The organism is Amycolatopsis sp. MEPSY49 (genome assembly GCF_051337345.1).
Taxonomy (GTDB): domain Bacteria; phylum Actinomycetota; class Actinomycetes; order Mycobacteriales; family Pseudonocardiaceae; genus Amycolatopsis.
In genome coordinates this window covers 748,143-766,783 of record NZ_JBDLYJ010000003.1, presented here as the reverse complement: position 1 = coordinate 766,783, position 18,641 = coordinate 748,143, and the positions used below count along the sequence as shown (strand labels likewise).

The window sequence follows — 18,641 nt, the reverse complement described above, 5'->3', positions numbered from 1 at the left end:
GGCTAGGTGGGGACGCGGGTGGGGGGGCCGGTGGGGCAGGGACGCGCCGCCGAAACGACATGAATGAGTCATTCACTACGCCTGGCGACATGAGTGAGTCATTCACGTCATCCGGGCCCGGGAGCCCAGTTATCCACAACTCGCCGAATCACCGCGAGTAGTCCACAGATTACGGAGAGGCCTGTTGCCGGGCGGCCGGTCCCGCCACGATCGGACAGGTGACCAGAGGCCCTTGGACGCGCGACGCGGAGGCACTCTTCGCTGCCAGCCGGCGCGGTGTGATTACGGTGGCACGGCTCGAGACCCTCGGCGTGCCCCAGGTGACCAGCTACCGACGGTGTCTTCCGGGCGGCCCGTGGCAGCGGCTCCTGCCGGGTGTCGTGCTGCTGCGGACCGGCGAGCCGACCCGGCGGCAACTCGTCGAGGGGGCGTTGGTCTACAGCGGCGACCAGGCTGTCATCACCGGCCTCGAATCGTGCCGACGCCAAGGATTGAAGCGGGATGCCCACGCGGGCGAACCGATCCACCTTCTCCTCCCCTCCCACCTGAAGACCACCAGCAGCGGTTACGTGCTCGTGGAGCGGACCAGGCGAATGCCCGTCCCGGTCCGCTCGGACGGACTTCCCCTGGCGCCGGCAGTCCGGGCCGTGCTGGACGAGTGCCGGCGCCTGCGCGAACGCCCGCCGATCCGGGCTCTGCTCGCCGAAGTGGTCCAGCAGCTCCGCCTCGACCCGGGCGAGCTGAGCGCGGAACTGGAGCTGGGGAGCCGACGCGGAACCGCGTTGCCGCGCGCCGTGCTCAAGGAGATCGAAAACGGTGCGCGATCGGCCGCGGAGGCGGAGGCCATGGGTGTGTGGCGTCGTAGCGGCTTGCCCGAGCCGGTCTGGAACTTCGGAATCCACGACGAACACGGCCGGTACATCGCCACCCCCGACGCCTGGTTCGACGACGTCGCCTTGGCGTGGGAGATCGACTCCTGCGAGTTCCACTTCGGACGACCCGGTTACGCGACCACGCTCGCCCGCAACAACCGCTACGCAGCCGCCGGGATCGCTCTGGTGCAGACCCTGCCCAGCCGGCTGCGCACCCAGCCTGCCGCAGTGGTCGAGGATCTCGTCTCCGCCTACCGGTCCGCGGCAGCACGCCCACGACCGCCGGTACTGCTGGCCGGGCGACGTGAATGACTCATTCATGTCGCCAGGCGACATGAATGAGTCATTCACTACACGGCAGCGGGATCGTCAGTCCTCGGGGGTCACCAAAGCCGCGACGCGGGACGCGAGCCGGGCGCTGTCGACCGGGCTCACGGTGACCCACTCCTGCCCACCCCGCCCCGCAGTCTTGGTCGCGCAGTAAGCACCCACGTCGGTGTCGAACCAAGTCAACCCGCCCACCCGCTCAACCCGCCCCGAAGCCACCCGCCGGCTGACACTGAACTGCCCCGCCGCGTAAACCGGCCGCGCCTGGATCGCCAAGACCTCCTGCAACTGCGCCGAAGCCGCCCCCGAAACGGCCGCGGGGTCGGCCAACGCCGAAGCCGACAGATTGATCCCGTACCCCGGCCCGGCCGTCAACTCCGGCAACACGTCCACGATCGCCGAACACAACTCGCCCGCGCCGATCGAATCCAGCGCGATCGTCTGCTCCGGCTGGGTCGCCAGCACGCCGCGGCGACCGTGCGCCGCCGTCACCGCGCGGAACGGCAAGTCCGACGTCATGTCCGCCAGCGCTTCGCACGCCACGTACACATCGCCGCCCGCGAGGACCTCCAACCGCGCCGCCAGCGCCGGCTCGAGGCGGGACCCGTCGTACAGCCCCCGGCCGGCCAGGTTCTCGTACACCGCCTTACGCACCTCGGCGCGTTCCTCCTCCGTCCCGCCGACGCTGCGCACCGTCAGCGGCTCCGGCGGGCGGTCGTGGCCGAGGTCGGTCCAGAGGATGTCGAACGCCGACGCCGAAACCCGGATCAAGCCGGCCCCAGCGTCGGCGGATCCTCGAACTCCGCGGCCGGCACGTGGCCGCGCAACGCCGCGTCGCGCGTGCGCATGACGTCGATCGCCTTCTGGCGCGCCGCTTCCGCCTCCGCGCGGCGGGCCGCCATCTCGTCCGCCAGCCCGGCCAGGACCAGCACGTTCCCGGACGACGCCGCGTCCCGGATCATCGACGCCGGGTCGTAGACCACCGGCGGCGGCATGTCGGCGCGGGCCCGCGCGGCCGCGTCGGCCTGCGCGCCGACCGCGCTGCCCACCGACGCCGAAACCGCGGCCGAGTGCGAGAGCCACCGCGCGGCCCGGCCCAGCGCCGCCCGCGCCGCGTCGCCCGCCTGGCCACGCCAGTTCTCCTCCGAGGACGCGACCAACGCGGCGAGGTCGGCGGTCGACTCGTGCAGCCGTTTCGCCAGCCCGTCCCAGCGCGCGCCCGCCTCGCCCGCGGCGACCGGGTCGTTGCCCCGCTCGACCTCGGCGGCCATGGCTTCGTGGCTGTAGGACTCGTACCGCGCGGTCGGAACGGGGGGTTCGGGCACGGCGCACCTTCCTCAGGGCAGCTTCGGTTCGACGAGCCCGGCCACCGTGCCCGCGCGGCGGCACGCGAGCGGGGTGTCCGAGAAGCCGGTGTTGCTGACGTCGATCTGGACGCTGGCCGCGTCGCCCACCCCGAGCAGCACGGCGCAGGTGCCGTCGGCGGCCTTCTTGTCCGCCACCTGCAGCGCCGGGTGGGCGCCGACCTTGGTCTTCGTGGCCGTCTTCTTCGCGACCTCGAGGTCGGCCAGGCCGTCGGTGTCGCTGAGGGTCACGGTGACGCCGAACGTGCCGGGCACGCTCCAGTCGCACGCGCGGGCGCCGGCGATGTCCTTCGGCTTGCCGATGACGCCGATCCCGGCGGTCGACCGGTCCTGCGGGGAGAGCAGCGTGCAGGGGTCGATCGCGGCGAGGCCGGTCCAGGCCACGGGCGGGGGCTCGGCGGTGGCGGTGGCCTGCGCCGAGGTGTGCCCGGCGGTGGCCGGCTGCGCGGGCTGCTGCCCGCACGCCGCGAGCAAGAAGAGGAAGACAGGCGCGAGCCACCGGCCTCGCCGCGCCACCGGCGCCGGCCCCCGGGCTTGCCGCGCCGTCAGCGCCGGTTCCCGACCTCGCCGCGCCATCGGCGCCGACCCCCGACCTCGCAACGCCACCGGCGCGGGCCACCGGCCGCGCCGGGCCGCTAGCCGTCCGGCGTTCCGTTCCGCGTCAACCCCGTCAGCCACCCGTGCAGTCCACCCCGTCCGCCGCCTGCTCGTCGGCGTGCTGGTACTTCGCGAGTGCCTCGCCGATCCGGTGCTTCAGCGTCTCGAGTTCCTTGCCGAACGCCGTCAGCTGCTGCACCGCCGAGCCCCGCCCGCCGATGCCGTACTCGGCCATGAACTTGCCGATCTCCCCCGCGTACCCGCCGCCGAGCGGCACCGTGCGGCCGAGCACCTTGGCCTCGCGGACCATCTCGCCGACGACGTCCTGCAGCCGGCCGAGCTTCGTGTAGGCGTCCGTGGCCAGCTCGGGCGCGACCGCGAAGCCGCGCAGGTCGAACGGTGGCTGGGTTCGGACCTCGCTCATGAGCGATCACGCCTCTCCGTAGCCGGGCGACCTCGAACCGCAGCATACGGCAGGACAGGGCGTCAGCGGGAGCGCCCAGAATCGGGTGACAACACACCCGTTCGGGGTATCGTCCCTGCTTGCGCAGTGTCATCAACCGTCGTGCCGGGCGTGCTCCCCGGGGCTTCGCGGGGTTCCGCCCCCAGGTTCGCCCGGGTTTGACACACTGGATGGAAGGCTGGTCGCTGCGCGCGGACAGCAGCGATGGGGGCCGTTCGGCCCGGCGGTGCGCACAGTGCGCGCGGCCATGCGCCACCAGGAGGTCGAGTGACGTCGAGAATCCAGTCTGCGGCGCCCGGATCGGGCGAGCAGGCATCCGGGCGGCCGCCTTATCCGGCGGAGTCCACGGGCAACGGCCGGGTCCCCGGCCGCCCCGCCAGAGTGTCGCTGGACGAACTGCACGAAACCGCGCGGCGGATCGCCGCCAACGTCGAGCGGGTCCTGGTCGGCAAGCCCGACGTCATCCGGATCGCGCTGGTCACGCTGCTCGCCGAAGGCCACCTCCTGGTCGAGGACGTGCCCGGCGTCGGGAAGACGTCGCTGGCGAAGGCGCTCGCCCGGTCGATCGACTGCACGGTCAGCCGCATCCAGTTCACCCCGGACCTGCTGCCCAGCGACGTCACCGGCGTCTCCATCTACAACCGGCAGAGCGGCGAGTTCGAGTTCCGGCCCGGCCCGGTGTTCGCGAACATCGTGGTGGGCGACGAGATCAACCGCGCCTCGCCGAAGACGCAGTCGGCGCTGCTGGAGTGCATGGAAGAGCACCAGGTCACCGTCGACACCTCGACCTACCACCTCGAAGAGCCGTTCATGGTGATCGCCACCCAGAACCCGATCGAGATGGAAGGCACCTACGCCCTCCCCGAAGCCCAGCGCGACCGGTTCACCGCGCGGGTCTCCATCGGCTACCCCGACCAGCAGGCCGAGCTGGCCATGGTCGACGAGCACGCCGGGCACAACCCGATGGACGACCTGCAGCCGGTCTCCGACGGCGCGACCGTGCACCGGCTGATCGAGACCGTCCGCGGCGTGCACATCGCGCCGGAGGTCCGCCGCTACGCCGTCGACGTCGTCGCGGCCACCCGCCAGGTCCCGGAGATCCGGCTCGGCGCGTCCCCGCGCGCGACGCTGCACTTCGTCCGCGCGGCGCGGGCGCAGGCGGCGCTGTCCGGGCGCGACTACGTCGTGCCGGACGACCTGCACACGGTCGCGGTGCCGGTGCTCGCGCACCGCCTGGTGCTGACCACCGAGGCCCACGCGGCGCGCCGGTCGGCGACCGACGTCGTGCGGGCGGTGCTGCACCGGGTGCCGGTGCCGCAGGGCTCCCGGCCCCAGTAGACCGCCGGCGAACGGGAGAACAACGACGTGCTGCGTGCCCTGTCCGGCCTGACCACCCGCGGCCGCTGCCTGCTGGCCGCGGGGCTGGCGGCCGCGGTGTGCTCGTTCGTGCTCAACGAACGCGACCTGCTGCGGGTCGCCGTCTTCGTGGTGGCGCTGCCGCTGCTGGTCGCCGTGTTCATCTCGGCGACCCGGCTGCGCATCGGCGCCACCCGCGCGCTGCACCCCCAGCGGGTCGCGGTCGGCGGCAACGGCGAAGTGCAGCTCGAACTGTGGCGCAGCGGGCGGCTGCCGGCCGGCGAGATCCTGCTCGAAGACGGCGTGCCGTACGCGCTTGGCTCGCGGCCGCGGTTCGTCGTCGAACGCCTCCCGCACGACCGGAAGGTCGCGCTGCGCTACCCGCTGCAGCCGGTGCTGCGCGGGATCCAGCAGGTCGGGCCGCTGCGCGCGACCATCACCGACCCGTTCGGGCTGTGCGAGTTCGAGCGCGAGCTGATCGGGCACTCGCGGCTGGTCGTCGTGCCGCGGGTGGTCCCGCTGTGGGGCCTGCCGAGCGGCGCGGGCATCGGCGTCGGCGACGACGGCACGGTCCGGCTGCACGCCGGGCAGGGCGAGGCCGACGTGATCGTCCGCCAGTACCGCCAGGGCGACGACCTGCGCAAGGTGCACTGGCGCTCGACGGCCCGCCGCGACGAGATCATGGTCCGCGTCGAGGAACGGCCGTGGCGCGGCGGCACGACGGTGCTGCTCGACCACCGCGCGGCCGCCCACCACGGCAGCGGCCCGGCGGCGAGCCTGGAGTGGGCGGTGTCGTTCGCGGCGTCGGCGGCGGTGCACCTGCGCCGGTCCGGGCACCGCGTCCGGCTGGTCACCGAACACGGCGTGACGCTCGCGGACACCCCGGGCGAGGGCGGCGACCACTACGACAACGTGGTGCTCGACGCGCTGGCGGCGCTGCAGCCGGCGCACCAGCGGGACATCACGCTGGCCGGCGACCCGGGCGAGGGCCAGGAGCTGATCGCCGTGCTCGGCACGGTCAGCACGGAGGCCGTGCACGAGCTGGCGCAGTTCCGCCCGCGCGGGATCCGGAGCCTCGCGGTGTTGTTGGACACGCCGACGTGGTCGGCGGGGGTGAGCGCCCCGGAGCAGCGCGCGGCGGCGACCGAGGACTCGGCGGCGCTGCTGCGCGCGGCCGGCTGGGGCGTCGTGATCGCGGGACCGGGGTCGCCGATGCCTCAGGTGTGGGCGGAGTTGTGCCGCAGCGGCGCCCGCCGCGGCACGCTGATCGGCGGTCCGCGATGAGCACAGTCAAGCCGGCCGCCCAGCGCACTCCAGCCAATCACTACTCCCCGATGGGCGGTTCGCGATGAGCACCACCGCCCCGCCCCGGCCGTCCGGGTCCGCCGCGACCCCGCCCCGGCGGCCCGCTTCCCCGCATCCCCTCTCCGCCTGGCGCGGCAGCCTGCTCGCGCCCGCCGCCGCCGGGATCGCCACCCTCTGCGCCGCGACCTCCGTGACCAGCGTCGTCTCCGGGCTCGCCTGGTTCGGCTACCTCTTCGTCGCCGTGCTGCTGATCGCCGCCACCGGGCTCGCGCTGCGCTCGCTGCAGGTGCCGACCGTGCTCGTCGGCCTCGGGCAGCTCGTCGTCCTGCTCTTCCTCATCACCGGCGCGTTCACCACGCACGGGATCCTGCAGGTCATCCCCGGTCCGGAAGCGTTCGGCGAAATCGGGAACACGCTTTCGGCCGCCGCCGAGCAGATCCGCGTCGGGCTGCCGCCCGTCGAGGGCAGCCAGCCGATCCTGTGCCTCGTGACGATCCTGATCGGCCTGGTCGCCGTCCTGGTCGACACGCTGACCGTCGCCGCCGCGGCGCCCGCCGCCACCGGGCTCGTGCTGCTCTGCGTCTACGCCGTGCCGGCCGCTCTCTCCGAAGAAATGCTGCCGTGGTGGACGTTCCTGCTCGGCGGGGCCGCGTTCGCCGGCCTGCTCGCGGTCGACGGCAACCACCGGCACCGCCGCTGGCGGACCCGGGAAGCGCCCGGGCGCAGCGGCAAACCGGGCGTGCTGTCCGCGCCGGTCGCCGTCGTGGCCGCGGCGATCGTGCTCGGCCTGTTCGGCGGCGCGATCACGTGGGTCGGCACGGTCGGGCGGATCCCGTTCGGCAACGGCGGCGACGGCCCCGGCGCGGGCTCCGGCGGCTTCGGCATCCAGCCGTTCACCGAGCTGCGCGGCATGCTCGACCAGGGCGCCAACCGCGAGCTGTTCAAGGTCCGCGGCCTCGGCACCGACCGGCGGCTGCTGCGCGCGATGACGCTGGACACCTACTACCCCAACAAGGGCTGGGGCCTGCACGACGAAGGCCGTTCGCAGCAGGGCGTCCCGGTCGGACCGCAGCTGCCGCCCGCGCCGGGCGACGACGGCAGCGGCGCCGCGCGCAAGATCGACGTCGAACCGGCGAGCTGGCGCGACAACTGGCTGCCGGTGTACGGCGCGCCGCGGGTGATCGACGGCGCGGCCAACGGCTACCTCTACGACCAGGTCAGCGGCACCGTCTTCACCACCCGCAGCGAGGTCCCGCCCGCCTACACCGAATACGCGTCGCTGAAGGAGCCCACGGCCCAGGAGCTGCGCGTGACGCCGCGCGTCGAGGACCTGCCGCCGCGCTACACGCAGATCGACCGCGTCGACGACCGCGTCCGCGCGAAGACCCAGCAGCTGATCGCGAGCGAGTCCAACGACTTCGACCGCGCGTCGGCGATCTGGCGCTACTTCACGGCGCAGAACGGGTTCGTCTACGACACGAAGACCGCGCCGGCGAACGACTCCGACGCGCTCGCCGACTTCATCCTCAACGGCAAACGCGGCTTCTGCGAGCAGTTCGCGTCGGCGATGGCCGTGATGCTGCGGGTGGCGGGCATCCCGTCGCGGGTGGCGATCGGGTTCACGCCGGGCGTGCAGGTCAACGACTACCTGTCGATCACCACGCAGGACGCGCACGCGTGGGTCGAGGCGTACTTCGGCGACAAGGGCTGGGTGACGTTCGACCCGACGCCGCTGTCCGACGGCCGCGGCATCACCCCGTCGTACCTGCAGGCCGGTACCCAGGACGGCAACCAGCCCGACGACACGCAGGTGGCGCCGAGCACGGTCCAGTCGAGCGCGGCGCCGACCGGCGCGCCCCGCGACACCGAGCAGAACCAGCAGGCGCAGGGCCCGCAGGACACCGACGAGGGCACGCCGGCCGCGGTGTGGGTGCTCGTGGGCGTGCTGGTCGCGCTCGCGCTGGTGGCGACGGTCCTGGTGGTCGCCGGCGGGCGTCGCCGAAGGCCGGACCGCGAGCCCGCGGCGGCCGGGTTCGGCGCGGTCCTCAAGAACTGGCTCCCGCTGATCGCGGCCGCGTTGTGGGTGGCGGTGCTGGGCGTGCTGACCTGGCTGGTGGCCTGGTGGTTCAGCTTGATCGTGGTGCTGCTGCTGGCGGGTCTGCTGGGCCCGTCGGCGGCGCGCGACGTCGGACGGCGCCGCCGGCTGCAGGAGATCGTCTCGCAGCGCCCGGGCGCGGCGGACGCGGCGTGGTCCGAGCTGCGGGCCGAGTGCGCCGACCGCGGGCTGCCGATCCCGCCGAGCGACACGGTCCGCGTGGCGGGTCAGAAGCTGGCGGCGAAGCACCACCTGGACGACGAGGGCCGCGACGGTCTCCGCACGGTGATCGGCGTGGTCGAGAAGTCCTGGTACGGCGAGGACGGCCAGGGAGACCCGACGCTGCCGTCGGCGTTCGACCACCTGCGGCGAAGCCTGCACCGGAACGCACCGCTGTCCTGGAAGGGCCGGCTGTTCCCGAAGTCCCTGTTCCGCGGCCGCGACTGACACCGCCCCGGCCGTCCGCTTGTAGTGAATGACTCATTCATGTCGCCTGGCGACATGAATGAGTCATTCATGTCGTCACGGCTGCGAGTGGGTCACCCGGCCGGGGGTCACCCGGTGTCACCGCGGGGGGTGACTCGCCACTTGAGCACACAAGAAGATCCGCGTCCCGGCCGGGACGCGGATCTCTTTGGTCTTGCGGCGCTACTGCTCCTCGAAGCGCTGGCGGAAGCGCTCTTCCATCCGCTGGGTGAACGAGCTCCGGCGGCCCGACTGCTTGGCCCCGCGAGATCCCGATCCACCGCCCTTGCCGTCCCCGTCGGCGCCGTGCCGAATCGATGTGACGGCCAACATGACCCCGAAGAACATCACGAGGAACCCGAGCACGCTGATCAGCGGGATGTCGGCCACCCGGAACTGCGGCACCACCACGCCCAGCACCAGCAGGGCCACGCCCACTACGAACAGGGCGATGCCCTGGATACGCCGTCGGCGAGCGGGGCGACGCAACCGGGTGCCACGCACCGTGGATGCGAACTTGGGGTCCTCGGCATAGAGCTCGCGCTCGATTTGATCGAGCAGCCGCTGCTCATGCTCGGAGAGTGGCATCTTTCCTCCTCCGGCACAGCTGTCGCGGGCGCCGGGCCGCGCAACGTCCTGGACCCAACAGCCAACCCCAGGCGGGGTGGCACTGTCCAGGATACGAGGCCCGCGCCCGGACGACTACCCGATCCCGCATCCAGAAGGGATCGAATTGGGCTAAATCCTTCCGGATCGGGGTTGCGGACGGTCACCGTCGCCGATTGTGACCGGTTAACGCGTTGAACGGCGATGTGGGGGACGGCTGCCGGGGCCGAAGATCACAGTCTGTGCACGGCGTGGCGAGGGGCGGTGGGGACGGTTGTCGCGGGACGCGAGGGGCGGGAATACGCGGAGTTCGGGCTCGCCGCCTCGCGGGACACGACGGGGCGCGAACACGCGAAGTTCAGGCTCGCCGCCTCCCGGGACACGACGGGGCGCGAACACACGAAGTCCGGGCTCGCCGCCACAAAGCGCGAAGTCAGCGCAGTGCGGGCAACCGGCCAATCCGCTCGGCCCTACCTGCCCGGCCCGGCCCTCCGGCTCTCGCCCGCGCTATCTCTCCCGCGGCCCGAGCAGCGAAGCCGGCCGCACCGCGGCGGACCCGAACTTCGACCGTGCCACGTCCGCCGCCACCTCCGCGTCCCGCCACCGGGGCGCCGGGGAATCGAACACCAGCTGCTCCCCCGCCTCCCCGGTATCGAGCCCCTCCACACGCACTCCGATCAACCGGACCGCCCCCGTCGGCGCGTGTTCCGTGAGCAACGACACCGCCACCGCGTGGATCTCCCTCGCCACGTCCGTGGCCGACACCAGCGTCCGGGCCCGCGTGATCGTGTGGAAGTCCGCGAACCGCACCTTGATCGAGACCGTCCGCCCGCGGACCCCGCGCGCCCGCAGCGTCGCCCCTACCCGCTCGGACAGCCGCAGCAGCTCCAGCCCCAGCGCGCCCCGGTCGTGGCGGTCGACGTCGAACGTGTGCTCCGCGCCGATCGACTTCTCCGGGGAATCCACGACCACCGCGCGCTCGTCGATGCCGTGGGCGAGCCGGTACAAGTGCTCGCCCACCGCCGCTCCCAGCGACTTCCTCAGCCGGTCCGGCGGGAACGCCGCCACGTCCGCGATCGTGTCCAGCCCCAGCCGGCGCAGGCTTTCCTCCGTGCGCGCGCCCACGCCCCACAGCGCCGACACCGGCAGCGGGTGCAGGAACGCCAACGTCTCCGCTGCGGGCACGACGACCATGCCGTCCGGCTTCGCCATCCCCGACGCCAGCTTCGCGACGAACTTGACCTTCGCCACCCCGACCGAGCACGTGATCCCGTGCTCGGCCGCCACCCGGGAACGGATCTCCGCGCCCAGCGACGCCGGCGTCGCGCCCAGGCGGCGCAGCGCCCCGCTGACGTCCAGGAACGCCTCGTCCAGGCTCAACGGCTCGACCAGCGGGGTCAGCTCGCGGAAGATCCCCATCACCCCGCGGGAGACCTCGCTGTAGAGCCCGCCGGTCGGCGGGATGTTGATCAGGTGCGGGCACAGCCGCTTCGCCGTCGAGAACGGCATTGCCGAGCGCACGCCGAACTTCCGCGCCGGGTAGTTGGCCGCCGCCACGACCGCGCGCGGCCCGCCGCCGGACACGACGACCGGTTTGTCCGCCAGCTCGGGCCGGGTGCGCAGCTCGACCGACACGAAGAACGCGTCCATGTCGACGTGCAGCATCCCGCAGCCGGTGTCGTCCGGCGGCGGTTCCCCGGGCCGGACCCGGAACCGGGCCATCCCGCCCGGCAACTCAGCATTTCGCCCCACATCGAGGACGCTACCGGGCACCACCGACAGTTTCGGATCACCCGGCAGCGCGACGGCCGAAACCCGCTGGAAAGGGGTCAGGCGAGCCGCGCGACCGCGTGCAGGCGGCCCGCGATGTCCCGCAGCGCCGGCGACCCCGCCGCCGCCCGTTCGAACTCCGCCAGCTCGTCCTCGCGGACGTCGCCGGGCACCAGGTCGGAGATCACCCGGTCGCCCTGCAGCAGCGTGACGTCCAGGCCGGCCGCCTCCAGGTCGGCACGCAGGCCGGCCGCGGAGAAGCGGCGCAGGACCGTGTCGCCCGCGACGACGCCGTCGACGCTCTCGAGCAGCTGGCGCGCCTCCGCCACCCGGCCCGCCAGCGCGCGGTGCAGGACCGCCGCGTGCCGGTTCGCGACCAGCACCGACACCGCGCCGCCCGGGGCGACCGCCGTGGCCAGCGCGGTGAGCACCGCGGCCGGGTCGTCGACGATCTCCAGCAGGCCGTGGGCCAGCACCAGGTCGGCCGAGCCCGCCTCGACGTACCGGCCCAGCGCGTCGGAGTCGTCCGCGACGACCGTGATCAGCTCGGAGACGCCCTCCTCCTCGGCACGTCGCTGCAGCGTCGCGAGGGCGTTCGGGCTCGGCTCGACGACGGTCACCCGGCAGCCCGCCGCCGCGAACGGCACCGCCCAGCCGCCGCTGCCGCCGCCCACGTCGACGACGCGGGGGTGCTCGGCGCCCCGGGCGCGGGCGGCCTCGATCTCGGCCTCGAGCACCCGGCGGACGGCGCCCGAACCCCGGGCGGCCACGGTCTCCGTCTTCATGCCGCACAGGGTAGTGCCCGCCCCTGCCCGGCTCCCCGGCTCCTCCCTTCGAGTGCTGTGTCGTTAGTTCCCCATCCGACTACAGTTACGGCCGATGACTCTCGCAGCAACCGTCACGTGCCGCTGGAGGGTCGGCCTGCTTCCGGTCGGATGGGAAACGGCCCTTGCCCGGCGGCGCCCCTCGCGCACACCCGTAGGCTGGTGAACGTGCACACGGTCGCCGTACTCAGCCTCAAGGGAGGCGTCGGCAAGACGACGGTCGCTCTCGGTATCGCGTCCGCCGCCCTGCGTAGGGGCACCCGGACGCTGGTCGTGGACCTCGACCCGCAGGGCAACGCCACGACCTCCCTCGACCCGCCGTACACCGACGCGACCCTCGCCGACGTACTGGAAACCCCCACCCGCGAGGTGCTCGAACGCGCGATCGCGCCGAGCGTCTGGAGCGAGGACGTCGACGTCCTCGTCGGCGCCGAAGAGCTGGAAATGCTCAACGACCCCGACGCCGACCCCGAGCGCCTCGCGAACTTCTCCCGCGCGCTCGACGAGTTGCACCGCGAACCGCTGCGCGAAACGCCGTACGAGCTGGTGATCCTCGACTGCCCGCCGTCGCTGGGCCGCCTGACGAAGTCCGCGCTGGTCGGCGCGGACAGCGCGCTGATCGTCACCGAGCCGACGATGTACGCCGTCGCCGGCGCGCACCGGGCCCTCGAAGCGATCGAGAAGATCCGCAAGGAGCTCAACCCGGACCTGCGCCCGATCGGCGTCCTGGTCAACAAGCTGCGCGTGCGGTCCTACGAGCACCAGTTCCGGATCGCCGAGCTGCGCGAGAACTTCGGCTCCCTGGTGATGCCGACGGCGATCACCGACCGCCTGGCCGTGCAGCAGGCCCAGGGGGCGTGCAGCCCGATCCACGAGTGGCACTCGCCCGGCGCCCAGGAGATCGCGCTGACGTTCAACATGGTGCTGGCGAAGATCCTGCGCTCCAACCGGGCGGGCCGCCACCGCATCGCCGGCGAGGAGCCCGAAGGCCCCGACTGGCCCGAAGGCCCGGCGCCGGAGACCCCGGAGGCCCCCGCCGAGGTGTCCGAATCCGCGGGGTGAGCCGTGCCCGAAGGTGACACCGTCTACCTCGTCGGAAAGCGCTTCGACCGGGCGCTGGCGGGAAAGACGTTGCTGCGCGGCGAGTTTCGCGTGCCGCAACTGGCCACTGTGGACCTCGCCGGCCGCGAGGTGCTCGGCGTCGGGACGGTCGGCAAGCACCTGTTCACGCGCTTCTCCGGCGACCTGACGCTGCACTCGCACCTGATGATGGACGGCATGTGGGACGTCTACCCGGCCGGCGCGAAGTGGCGCCGGCCCGGCCACCACGCCCGCGTGATCTTCACCGCGGCGGACACCCAGGTGATCGGCTTCCGCGTGCACGACCTCAAACTCGTGGCCACGCCGAAGGAAGCCGACCTCGTCGCCCACCTCGGCCCGGACCTCCTCGATCCACAGTGGACCGAAACGCACGCGGACCGCGCGATCGCGAACCTGACCGCCGAGCCCGGGCGCGAGCTGGGCCTCGCCCTGCTCGACCAGCGGGTGCTGGCCGGCGTCGGCAACCTCTACAAGTGCGAAATCGCTTTCCTGCTCGGCGTCACGCCGTGGACGCCGGTGTCCGAAGTGGACGCCGAACGCACGGTCGCGCTCGCCCGGAAGCTGCTGCTGGCCAACGCCCGCTCCGGCCGCTTCGACCAGAGCACCACCGGTCACCTCGACCGCAACCGCAAGAACTGGGTGTACGAGCGGACCCGCCAGGGCTGCTTCCGCTGCGGCGGCAAGCTCCTGGTGCGCACGCAGGGCCACGACGTCCAGCGGCGGCCGACGTGGTTCTGCCCGAGGGACCAGCACGGGCCTTATCCGCCGCAGTGAGCTGAGCCGGTGACGACGTTCAAGCTCCCGCTCTACGGGGCCGACACCGAACGCGGCGACCTCGCTCCCTGAGCCGCGCGCGCTTCCCGTCACCCCTTCCGAAACCCCAGGGAGCTCAGTCATGCCCGGAATCCCGGCCGGGCAGGCCCTGCGCGCCTTCGCGCACGCCCTGCCCAAGGTCGAACTGCACGTCCACCTCGTCGGCTCGGCGAGCCTGCCGACCGTGCTGGACCTGGCCCGGCGGCGCCCCGCCGCCGGCGTTCCCACCGACGAGCGCGAGCTCGCGGAGTTCTTCACCTTCCGCGACTTCGCCCACTTCCCCACCGTGTACCTCGCGGTCACCTCGCTCGTGCGCGACCGCCACGACGTCCACACGCTGGTGGCCGGCCTGGAAACCGGCCGCGCCCGCGCCGCCGAACTGGGCGTGGAACTGGCCTGGTGCTTCGACATCCCCGGCGAGAAGGGTGTCAAGGCCGGGCGGGAGACGCTCGTGTTCGCGCTGCGCGAACGTCCCGAAGGCCTGGTGTCCTTCGGCTTGGGCGGCCCGGAACCCGGCGTCGGGCGCGTGCTGTTCGAGCCGTTCTTCACGCGGGCCAGGGAAGCCGGGCTGCACAGCGTCCCGCACGCCGGCGAGACCACCGGCCCGGCCACGATCTGGTCCGCGCTGCACGACCTCGGCGCCGAGCGGATCGGCCACGGCACCAGCTGCGCCGCCGACCCCGCCCTGCTGGAACACCTTGCGGCACACCGGATCCCGCTCGAAGTGTGCCCGACGTCGAACGTGCGCACCGGGCAGGTGCCGAGCGTCGCCGCGCACCCGGTGCGGCGCATGCTCGACCACGGCGTCGTCGTCACGCTCAACACCGACGACCCGCCGATGTTCGGTGCCACGCTCACCGGCGAGTACGTCGCCGTCGCCGAGACGCTGGGGCTGACCGCGGCCGAACTGGTGCGGCTGGCGGAGAACGCCGTCGACGCGTCCTTCCTCGACGAGCGGCGGAAAGCCCTCCTGCGGACCGAGATCACAGAAATGACGTTGCCGGACACCGGGATCTTCGCCTAGCGTGGCAGTACACGAGAAAGGAGGTGGTCCTAAGTTGTATTCCAACAGGACTCGTGAGGTGGCTGTCCGCTAGCGGATGGCACGTGAAGGACTTTGAGCAGCGCTACACCTGAGCCACCTTCTGGCTCATCGCCTGCTTCACGTGATGCCTGATAGCGAATACCAGGCAGTCACCGTGCCCCCGGGGTTCCCGAGCACCAGTCCGGCTCGGGCTCAGACGTTTGACGGCGTCCGAGAGGCTCCCCGGGGGTTCCTTCATGCGCTCATTTGTGCAGGTCAGGCCGCCGATCGTCGCCGAACGACCGTCCGGCGATCCGACCGCCGGGTTTGCCGATCGCGTTGCGCCGTTCTGTCCCCCGGACGGCTGAAGGTCGCTAGCCTGGGAGCATGCTCAGGCCCGACTACCCGATCACCACGGATCGGCTGCTCCTGCGCCCGTTCACGCCCGACGACCTCGACGCGCTGAACTCCTTCCAGTCCCGCGCCGACGTCGCCCGCTACCTGTACTGGGGCCCGCGCAGCCGCGCCGAATCGGCCGCGGCGCTCGCGAAACGGGTGCACAGCTCGACGTTGACGAAAGAGGGGCAGTTCCTGGCCGTCGCGGTCGAGCTGGCCTCGACCGGGCAGCTGATCGGCGACCTGAACCTCGAGTGGCTCAGCAGCGAGCACCGGCAGGGCGAGATCGGCTTCGTCTTCCACCCGGACCACCACGGCAAGGGCCTGGCCGCCGAGGCGACGACCGAGCTGCTGCGGCTCGGCTTCGAGGACCTGGGGCTGCACCGCATCATCGGCCGGTGCGACGGCCGCAACGAAGCCTCCGCCGCGCTGATGGAACGCCTCGGGATGCGCCGCGAGGCGCACCTGAAGGAGAACGAGATCGTCAAGGGCGAATGGACCGACGAACTCGTCTACGCGATGCTCGAGGACGAGTGGAAGGACCGCGACTAGTGGTCGCTTTCACGTGAAAGCGGCGCTCGGGTAGCGGTCCGCGGGCCGTTTGGCAGCATGGGGGCGTGTTCTTCGACAAGATCGTCCGCCCGGCGCTGTACCGGCTGTCCTACCACGACCCCGAGCTGGTGCACGAGCGCACGGTCGGCGTCCTGGCCCGGCTCGGCAAGCTCGCGCCCCGCGGCGCCTTCCGCGTCGACGATCCGGTGACCGTGCTGGGCCTGCGGTTCCCCAACCGCGTCGGCCTCGCCGCCGGGATGGACAAGAACGGGCGCGCGCTGCCCGCGTGGGCCGCGCTCGGCTTCGGGTTCGTCGAAGTCGGCACCGTGACGCGGCTGGCGCAGCCGGGCAACCCGAAGCCGCGGCTGTTCACCCTCCCCGCCAGCGACGCGATCATCAACCGCATGGGCTTCAACAACGACGGCGCCGAAGCGCTCGCCGCCAAGCTCGCGCGCGACGGGAAACCCGGCGTGCCGCTCGGGGTCAGCATCGGGAAGTCGAAGGTGACGCCGCTCGACGAGGCCGTCGAGGACTACCGCTTCTCCCTGCGTGCGCTGCACCCGTACGCGGACTACTTCGCGATCAACGTCAGTTCGCCCAACACGCCGGGGCTGCGACAGCTGCAGGACCGCGCCGCGCTCGCCGAACTGCTCGGCGAGCTGCGCACGACGTCGGTGGAACTCGCCGGAGCGGGCGCCCCGACGCCGGTGCTGGTCAAGGTCGCGCCGGACCTGACCGACGACGCCCTCGCCGAACTCCTGGAGGTCGCGCTCGAGCACGGCGTCGCCGGGATCATCGCCACCAACACCACGCTGTCCCGCGACGGCATCGCGCCGTCGGAGAGCGGCCTGGCCGGACAGGCGGGAGGGCTGTCCGGCCGGCCGCTGACCGCCCGCGCGGCGGAGGTCGTGCGGTTCGTGCACGACCACACCGGCGGGAGCCTGCCGATCATCGGCGTCGGCGGGATCACCGGACCCGACGACGCGGTCCGGCTGGTGGACGCCGGGGCGTCGCTCGTGCAGCTCTACACCGGGTTCGCGCTGCACGGCCCGGGCCTGGTGCGCCGGGTCAGCCGGGGTCTCGCGGCCCGGCCGTCGAAGTGAACCGGACGTACCCGCGCCAGGACTCGTAGCGGTCCAGACCGGGTCCCTCGGCCGTCAGGCACCGGACGGCCAGGGGCGCGGTGCCGTCGTCCAGCACGACGCGGTCGAGCACGAAGGGCTCCTTCAGCGTGGCAGCGAACCTCTCGAACGCGGCCGGGGACAGGCGCCAGCGTTCGCCGTCGAGGGTCGTGCCGCCTTCGATGACGCCGGGCTGCGGTGGTTCGGTGTCCAGGAGGACCATCCGGTAGCCCTCGGTGGTCCGGACCGGTCCGGTGAACCGGGCGCCGAGCTCGGTGAGGTCGGCGTTGAGCGGCTGGCCGCGCAGGTGTGCGCCGAACACGACGACGTCCTCGCCCGGTTCCGGGTAGGGCGTCATGGGCTCGTCGGTGCAGACCGTCGCGAGGTCCAGACCGATCTGGTCCTCGAACGCCCGCGTCAGGAACGTGACGCCGAAGGGGCGCTTGTCCCCCGGCAGCACCGGGACGGTGACCGCCGCCAGGTCGAGGAGGTTCGCGAACGCCGTGCACGCGGTCAGGCGGTGCTGCACGGCGGCCGGGTCGGCCAGGGCTTCGACCAGGTCCGGGTGGTCGGGCACGGTGGGCAGCAGGAGCGCGTCCTCGAAGTCCTGCTCGCCGAGGACGATCGGCTCCAGGACGGCGCCGGCCGCCGTCAGCCGCTTCACGACGTTGTCGAACGCCATCGCCGCGGCGGGACTCAGGGGCAGGTTCTTCGGGTAGGCGATACGCGGATGCTCGCCGGCGCCGAGGCGGACGTCGGCGGGCCAGGTGCGCGTCGGCGAGACGCCGTCCGGCCCCGTCATCAGGGCGAGCGCGCGGCGGGCGGCGACGAGCCCGGTCGCGTACACGGAGACGGCATCGGCGGAGCGGACGCCGGTCATCGGCAGCAGGCCGCGGGTCGGCTTCAGCGCGACAACGGCGTTCAGCGCGGCCGGGACCGCGCCCGCCGTGCTCAGGGCGAGGTCGACGATCCCGAGCGCGACGGCGACGGCAGCGCCGCGGCCGCCGACTTTGGTGCGGTCCCAGGCCGAGGCCACGGTGCCCGCGCCGGTCTCGCCGAGCACGACGGCACCGGCCGCGGTGAGCCGGGAGACGATCGTGGCACTGGCTTCGGGGACCGAGCGGCCGGACGGCTGCCCGGCGACGTCGATCAGTTCCGGCACGGCGAAGACGGTGCCCGCGAGCGGCAGGTCCTCCCCCGCCTTGACGCGCTCGTCGACGGCCTTGGCGTCGACGAGGACGTCTTCGACGGCGCGGAGGGTGGACCAGAGGTCGGGGCGGTCGGCTTCGGTGATGCGCTCGAAGGCCTCGATGACACGGTGGGAGGCGGTGGGCGGGGTGGCGGGGACGGGGTCCGGATCCGGCGGGAGCGTGTTCACGGGGCGTCCTTTCCTCGGCGGTCGAGAAAGTCCACTGTGTACGGTCGGCGCCGGCGAACCTCAGTCCACGGCGGGCCTCCCGGCTAGTGACACCTCTACCTGCATGACAGAAACGTTAGGTGGGTTACGTTTCCGTCGCCACCAGTTTCCGATTACGCGCGGGTTTCGGAGCCGGGAGGTGAACAGGGCGCGACGCCGGGGTGAAACGCACG

Annotated in this window: 17 protein-coding genes; 9 read left to right on the top strand and 8 right to left on the bottom strand. The window is 72.6% G+C overall.

From position 1 onward, the window contains the following. Window positions 1-278: 278 nt before the first annotated feature. Window positions 279-1,184, top strand: a complete 906-nt coding sequence (locus ABFJ78_RS17930) for a hypothetical protein (RefSeq protein WP_436387799.1) — start codon at window positions 279-281, stop codon at window positions 1,182-1,184. A 57-nt stretch (window positions 1,185-1,241) separates the two neighbouring features. Here the strand turns inward: ABFJ78_RS17930 and ABFJ78_RS17925 are convergent, their stop codons facing one another. The 4 genes from ABFJ78_RS17925 to ABFJ78_RS17910 form a co-directional block, all read right to left on the bottom strand. After that, a complete protein-coding gene (locus ABFJ78_RS17925; protein ID WP_436387469.1) occupies window positions 1,242-1,970 on the bottom strand; it encodes an ESX secretion-associated protein EspG in 729 nt (242 codons plus the stop codon). After that, window positions 1,967-2,524 (bottom strand): PPE domain-containing protein, encoded by a 558-nt coding sequence (locus ABFJ78_RS17920; RefSeq protein WP_436387468.1) that lies wholly within the window; start codon window positions 2,522-2,524, stop codon window positions 1,967-1,969. The genes ABFJ78_RS17925 and ABFJ78_RS17920 overlap by 4 nt, the downstream gene beginning before the upstream one ends. A 12-nt stretch (window positions 2,525-2,536) precedes the next feature. Then, window positions 2,537-3,139, bottom strand: coding sequence for a DUF3558 domain-containing protein (locus ABFJ78_RS17915; protein ID WP_436387467.1), 603 nt, complete (start codon window positions 3,137-3,139; stop codon window positions 2,537-2,539). Window positions 3,140-3,233: 94 nt separating this feature from the next. Then, window positions 3,234-3,584 (bottom strand): hypothetical protein, encoded by a 351-nt coding sequence (locus tag ABFJ78_RS17910; protein WP_436387466.1) that lies wholly within the window; start codon window positions 3,582-3,584, stop codon window positions 3,234-3,236. Between the two features lie 306 nt (window positions 3,585-3,890). Here ABFJ78_RS17910 and ABFJ78_RS17905 point away from each other — a divergent pair, with 306 nt between their 5' ends. The 3 genes from ABFJ78_RS17905 to ABFJ78_RS17895 all read left to right on the top strand — a co-directional run bounded on the left by ABFJ78_RS17905 (window position 3,891) and on the right by ABFJ78_RS17895 (window position 8,826). Beyond that, on the top strand, window positions 3,891-4,961 hold the full coding sequence (locus tag ABFJ78_RS17905) for an AAA family ATPase (protein ID WP_436387465.1): 1,071 nt from the start codon (window positions 3,891-3,893) through the stop codon (window positions 4,959-4,961). 27 nt (window positions 4,962-4,988) lie between these two features. Next, window positions 4,989-6,263 (top strand): DUF58 domain-containing protein, encoded by a 1,275-nt coding sequence (locus ABFJ78_RS17900; RefSeq protein ID WP_436387464.1) that lies wholly within the window; start codon window positions 4,989-4,991, stop codon window positions 6,261-6,263. A gap of 64 nt (window positions 6,264-6,327) precedes the next feature. Next, on the top strand, window positions 6,328-8,826 hold the full coding sequence (locus ABFJ78_RS17895) for a transglutaminaseTgpA domain-containing protein (protein WP_436387463.1): 2,499 nt from the start codon (window positions 6,328-6,330) through the stop codon (window positions 8,824-8,826). A 201-nt stretch (window positions 8,827-9,027) separates the two neighbouring features. On the opposite strand, the gene ABFJ78_RS17890 is transcribed toward ABFJ78_RS17895, so the two are convergent. From ABFJ78_RS17890 to ABFJ78_RS17880, 3 genes are all read right to left on the bottom strand, one after another. Further along, entirely contained in the window at window positions 9,028-9,432 is a 405-nt protein-coding gene (locus tag ABFJ78_RS17890) for a DUF3040 domain-containing protein (protein WP_372666942.1), read from the bottom strand. Between the two features lie 525 nt (window positions 9,433-9,957). Next, window positions 9,958-11,172 carry a DNA polymerase IV gene (dinB, locus tag ABFJ78_RS17885; RefSeq protein WP_436387798.1) on the bottom strand — a complete coding sequence of 405 codons (1,215 nt, stop codon included), beginning with the start codon at window positions 11,170-11,172 and terminating at the stop codon, window positions 9,958-9,960. Window positions 11,173-11,279: 107 nt separating this feature from the next. Beyond that, window positions 11,280-12,005 (bottom strand): methyltransferase domain-containing protein, encoded by a 726-nt coding sequence (locus ABFJ78_RS17880; RefSeq protein WP_436387462.1) that lies wholly within the window; start codon window positions 12,003-12,005, stop codon window positions 11,280-11,282. Between the two features lie 207 nt (window positions 12,006-12,212). Between ABFJ78_RS17880 and ABFJ78_RS17875 the strand changes: the two genes are divergently transcribed. The 5 genes from ABFJ78_RS17875 (at window position 12,213) to ABFJ78_RS17855 (ending at window position 17,033) form a co-directional block, all read left to right on the top strand. Beyond that, window positions 12,213-13,106, top strand: a complete 894-nt coding sequence (locus tag ABFJ78_RS17875; protein ID WP_436387461.1) for a ParA family protein — start codon at window positions 12,213-12,215, stop codon at window positions 13,104-13,106. 3 nt (window positions 13,107-13,109) lie between these two features. Next, the gene (locus ABFJ78_RS17870) at window positions 13,110-13,919 is read left to right on the top strand and encodes a DNA-formamidopyrimidine glycosylase family protein (protein WP_436387460.1); all 810 of its coding nucleotides are present in this window, start codon (window positions 13,110-13,112) and stop codon (window positions 13,917-13,919) included. Window positions 13,920-14,040: 121 nt separating this feature from the next. Continuing rightward, entirely contained in the window at window positions 14,041-14,982 is a 942-nt protein-coding gene (locus ABFJ78_RS17865; protein WP_436387459.1) for an adenosine deaminase family protein, read from the top strand. Window positions 14,983-15,369: 387 nt separating this feature from the next. Continuing rightward, window positions 15,370-15,930, top strand: a complete 561-nt coding sequence (locus ABFJ78_RS17860) for a GNAT family N-acetyltransferase (RefSeq protein ID WP_436387458.1) — start codon at window positions 15,370-15,372, stop codon at window positions 15,928-15,930. A 65-nt stretch (window positions 15,931-15,995) separates the two neighbouring features. Then, window positions 15,996-17,033 (top strand): quinone-dependent dihydroorotate dehydrogenase, encoded by a 1,038-nt coding sequence (locus ABFJ78_RS17855; RefSeq protein WP_436387457.1) that lies wholly within the window; start codon window positions 15,996-15,998, stop codon window positions 17,031-17,033. Here the strand turns inward: ABFJ78_RS17855 and ABFJ78_RS17850 are convergent. Continuing rightward, the gene (locus tag ABFJ78_RS17850) at window positions 16,999-18,429 is read right to left on the bottom strand and encodes an allophanate hydrolase-related protein (RefSeq protein ID WP_436387456.1); all 1,431 of its coding nucleotides are present in this window, start codon (window positions 18,427-18,429) and stop codon (window positions 16,999-17,001) included. The two genes, ABFJ78_RS17855 and ABFJ78_RS17850, sit on opposite strands and share 35 nt — an antisense overlap. Window positions 18,430-18,641: the final 212 nt, after the last annotated feature.

Excerpts from the sequence above, each read along its gene's own strand:
- ABFJ78_RS17915 (WP_436387467.1), bottom strand. The coding sequence starts at position 3,139 with ATGGCGCGGCGAGGTCGGGAACCGGCGCTGACGGCGCGGCAAGCCCGG.
- ABFJ78_RS17860 (WP_436387458.1), top strand. The coding sequence starts at position 15,370 with ATGCTCAGGCCCGACTACCCGATCACCACGGATCGGCTGCTCCTGCGC.
- dinB (WP_436387798.1), bottom strand. The coding sequence starts at position 11,172 with ATGGCCCGGTTCCGGGTCCGGCCCGGGGAACCGCCGCCGGACGACACC.
- ABFJ78_RS17910 (WP_436387466.1), bottom strand. The coding sequence starts at position 3,584 with ATGAGCGAGGTCCGAACCCAGCCACCGTTCGACCTGCGCGGCTTCGCG.
- ABFJ78_RS17890 (WP_372666942.1), bottom strand. The coding sequence starts at position 9,432 with ATGCCACTCTCCGAGCATGAGCAGCGGCTGCTCGATCAAATCGAGCGC.
- ABFJ78_RS17880 (WP_436387462.1), bottom strand. The coding sequence starts at position 12,005 with ATGAAGACGGAGACCGTGGCCGCCCGGGGTTCGGGCGCCGTCCGCCGG.
- ABFJ78_RS17895 (WP_436387463.1), top strand. The coding sequence starts at position 6,328 with ATGAGCACCACCGCCCCGCCCCGGCCGTCCGGGTCCGCCGCGACCCCG.
- ABFJ78_RS17865 (WP_436387459.1), top strand. The coding sequence starts at position 14,041 with ATGCCCGGAATCCCGGCCGGGCAGGCCCTGCGCGCCTTCGCGCACGCC.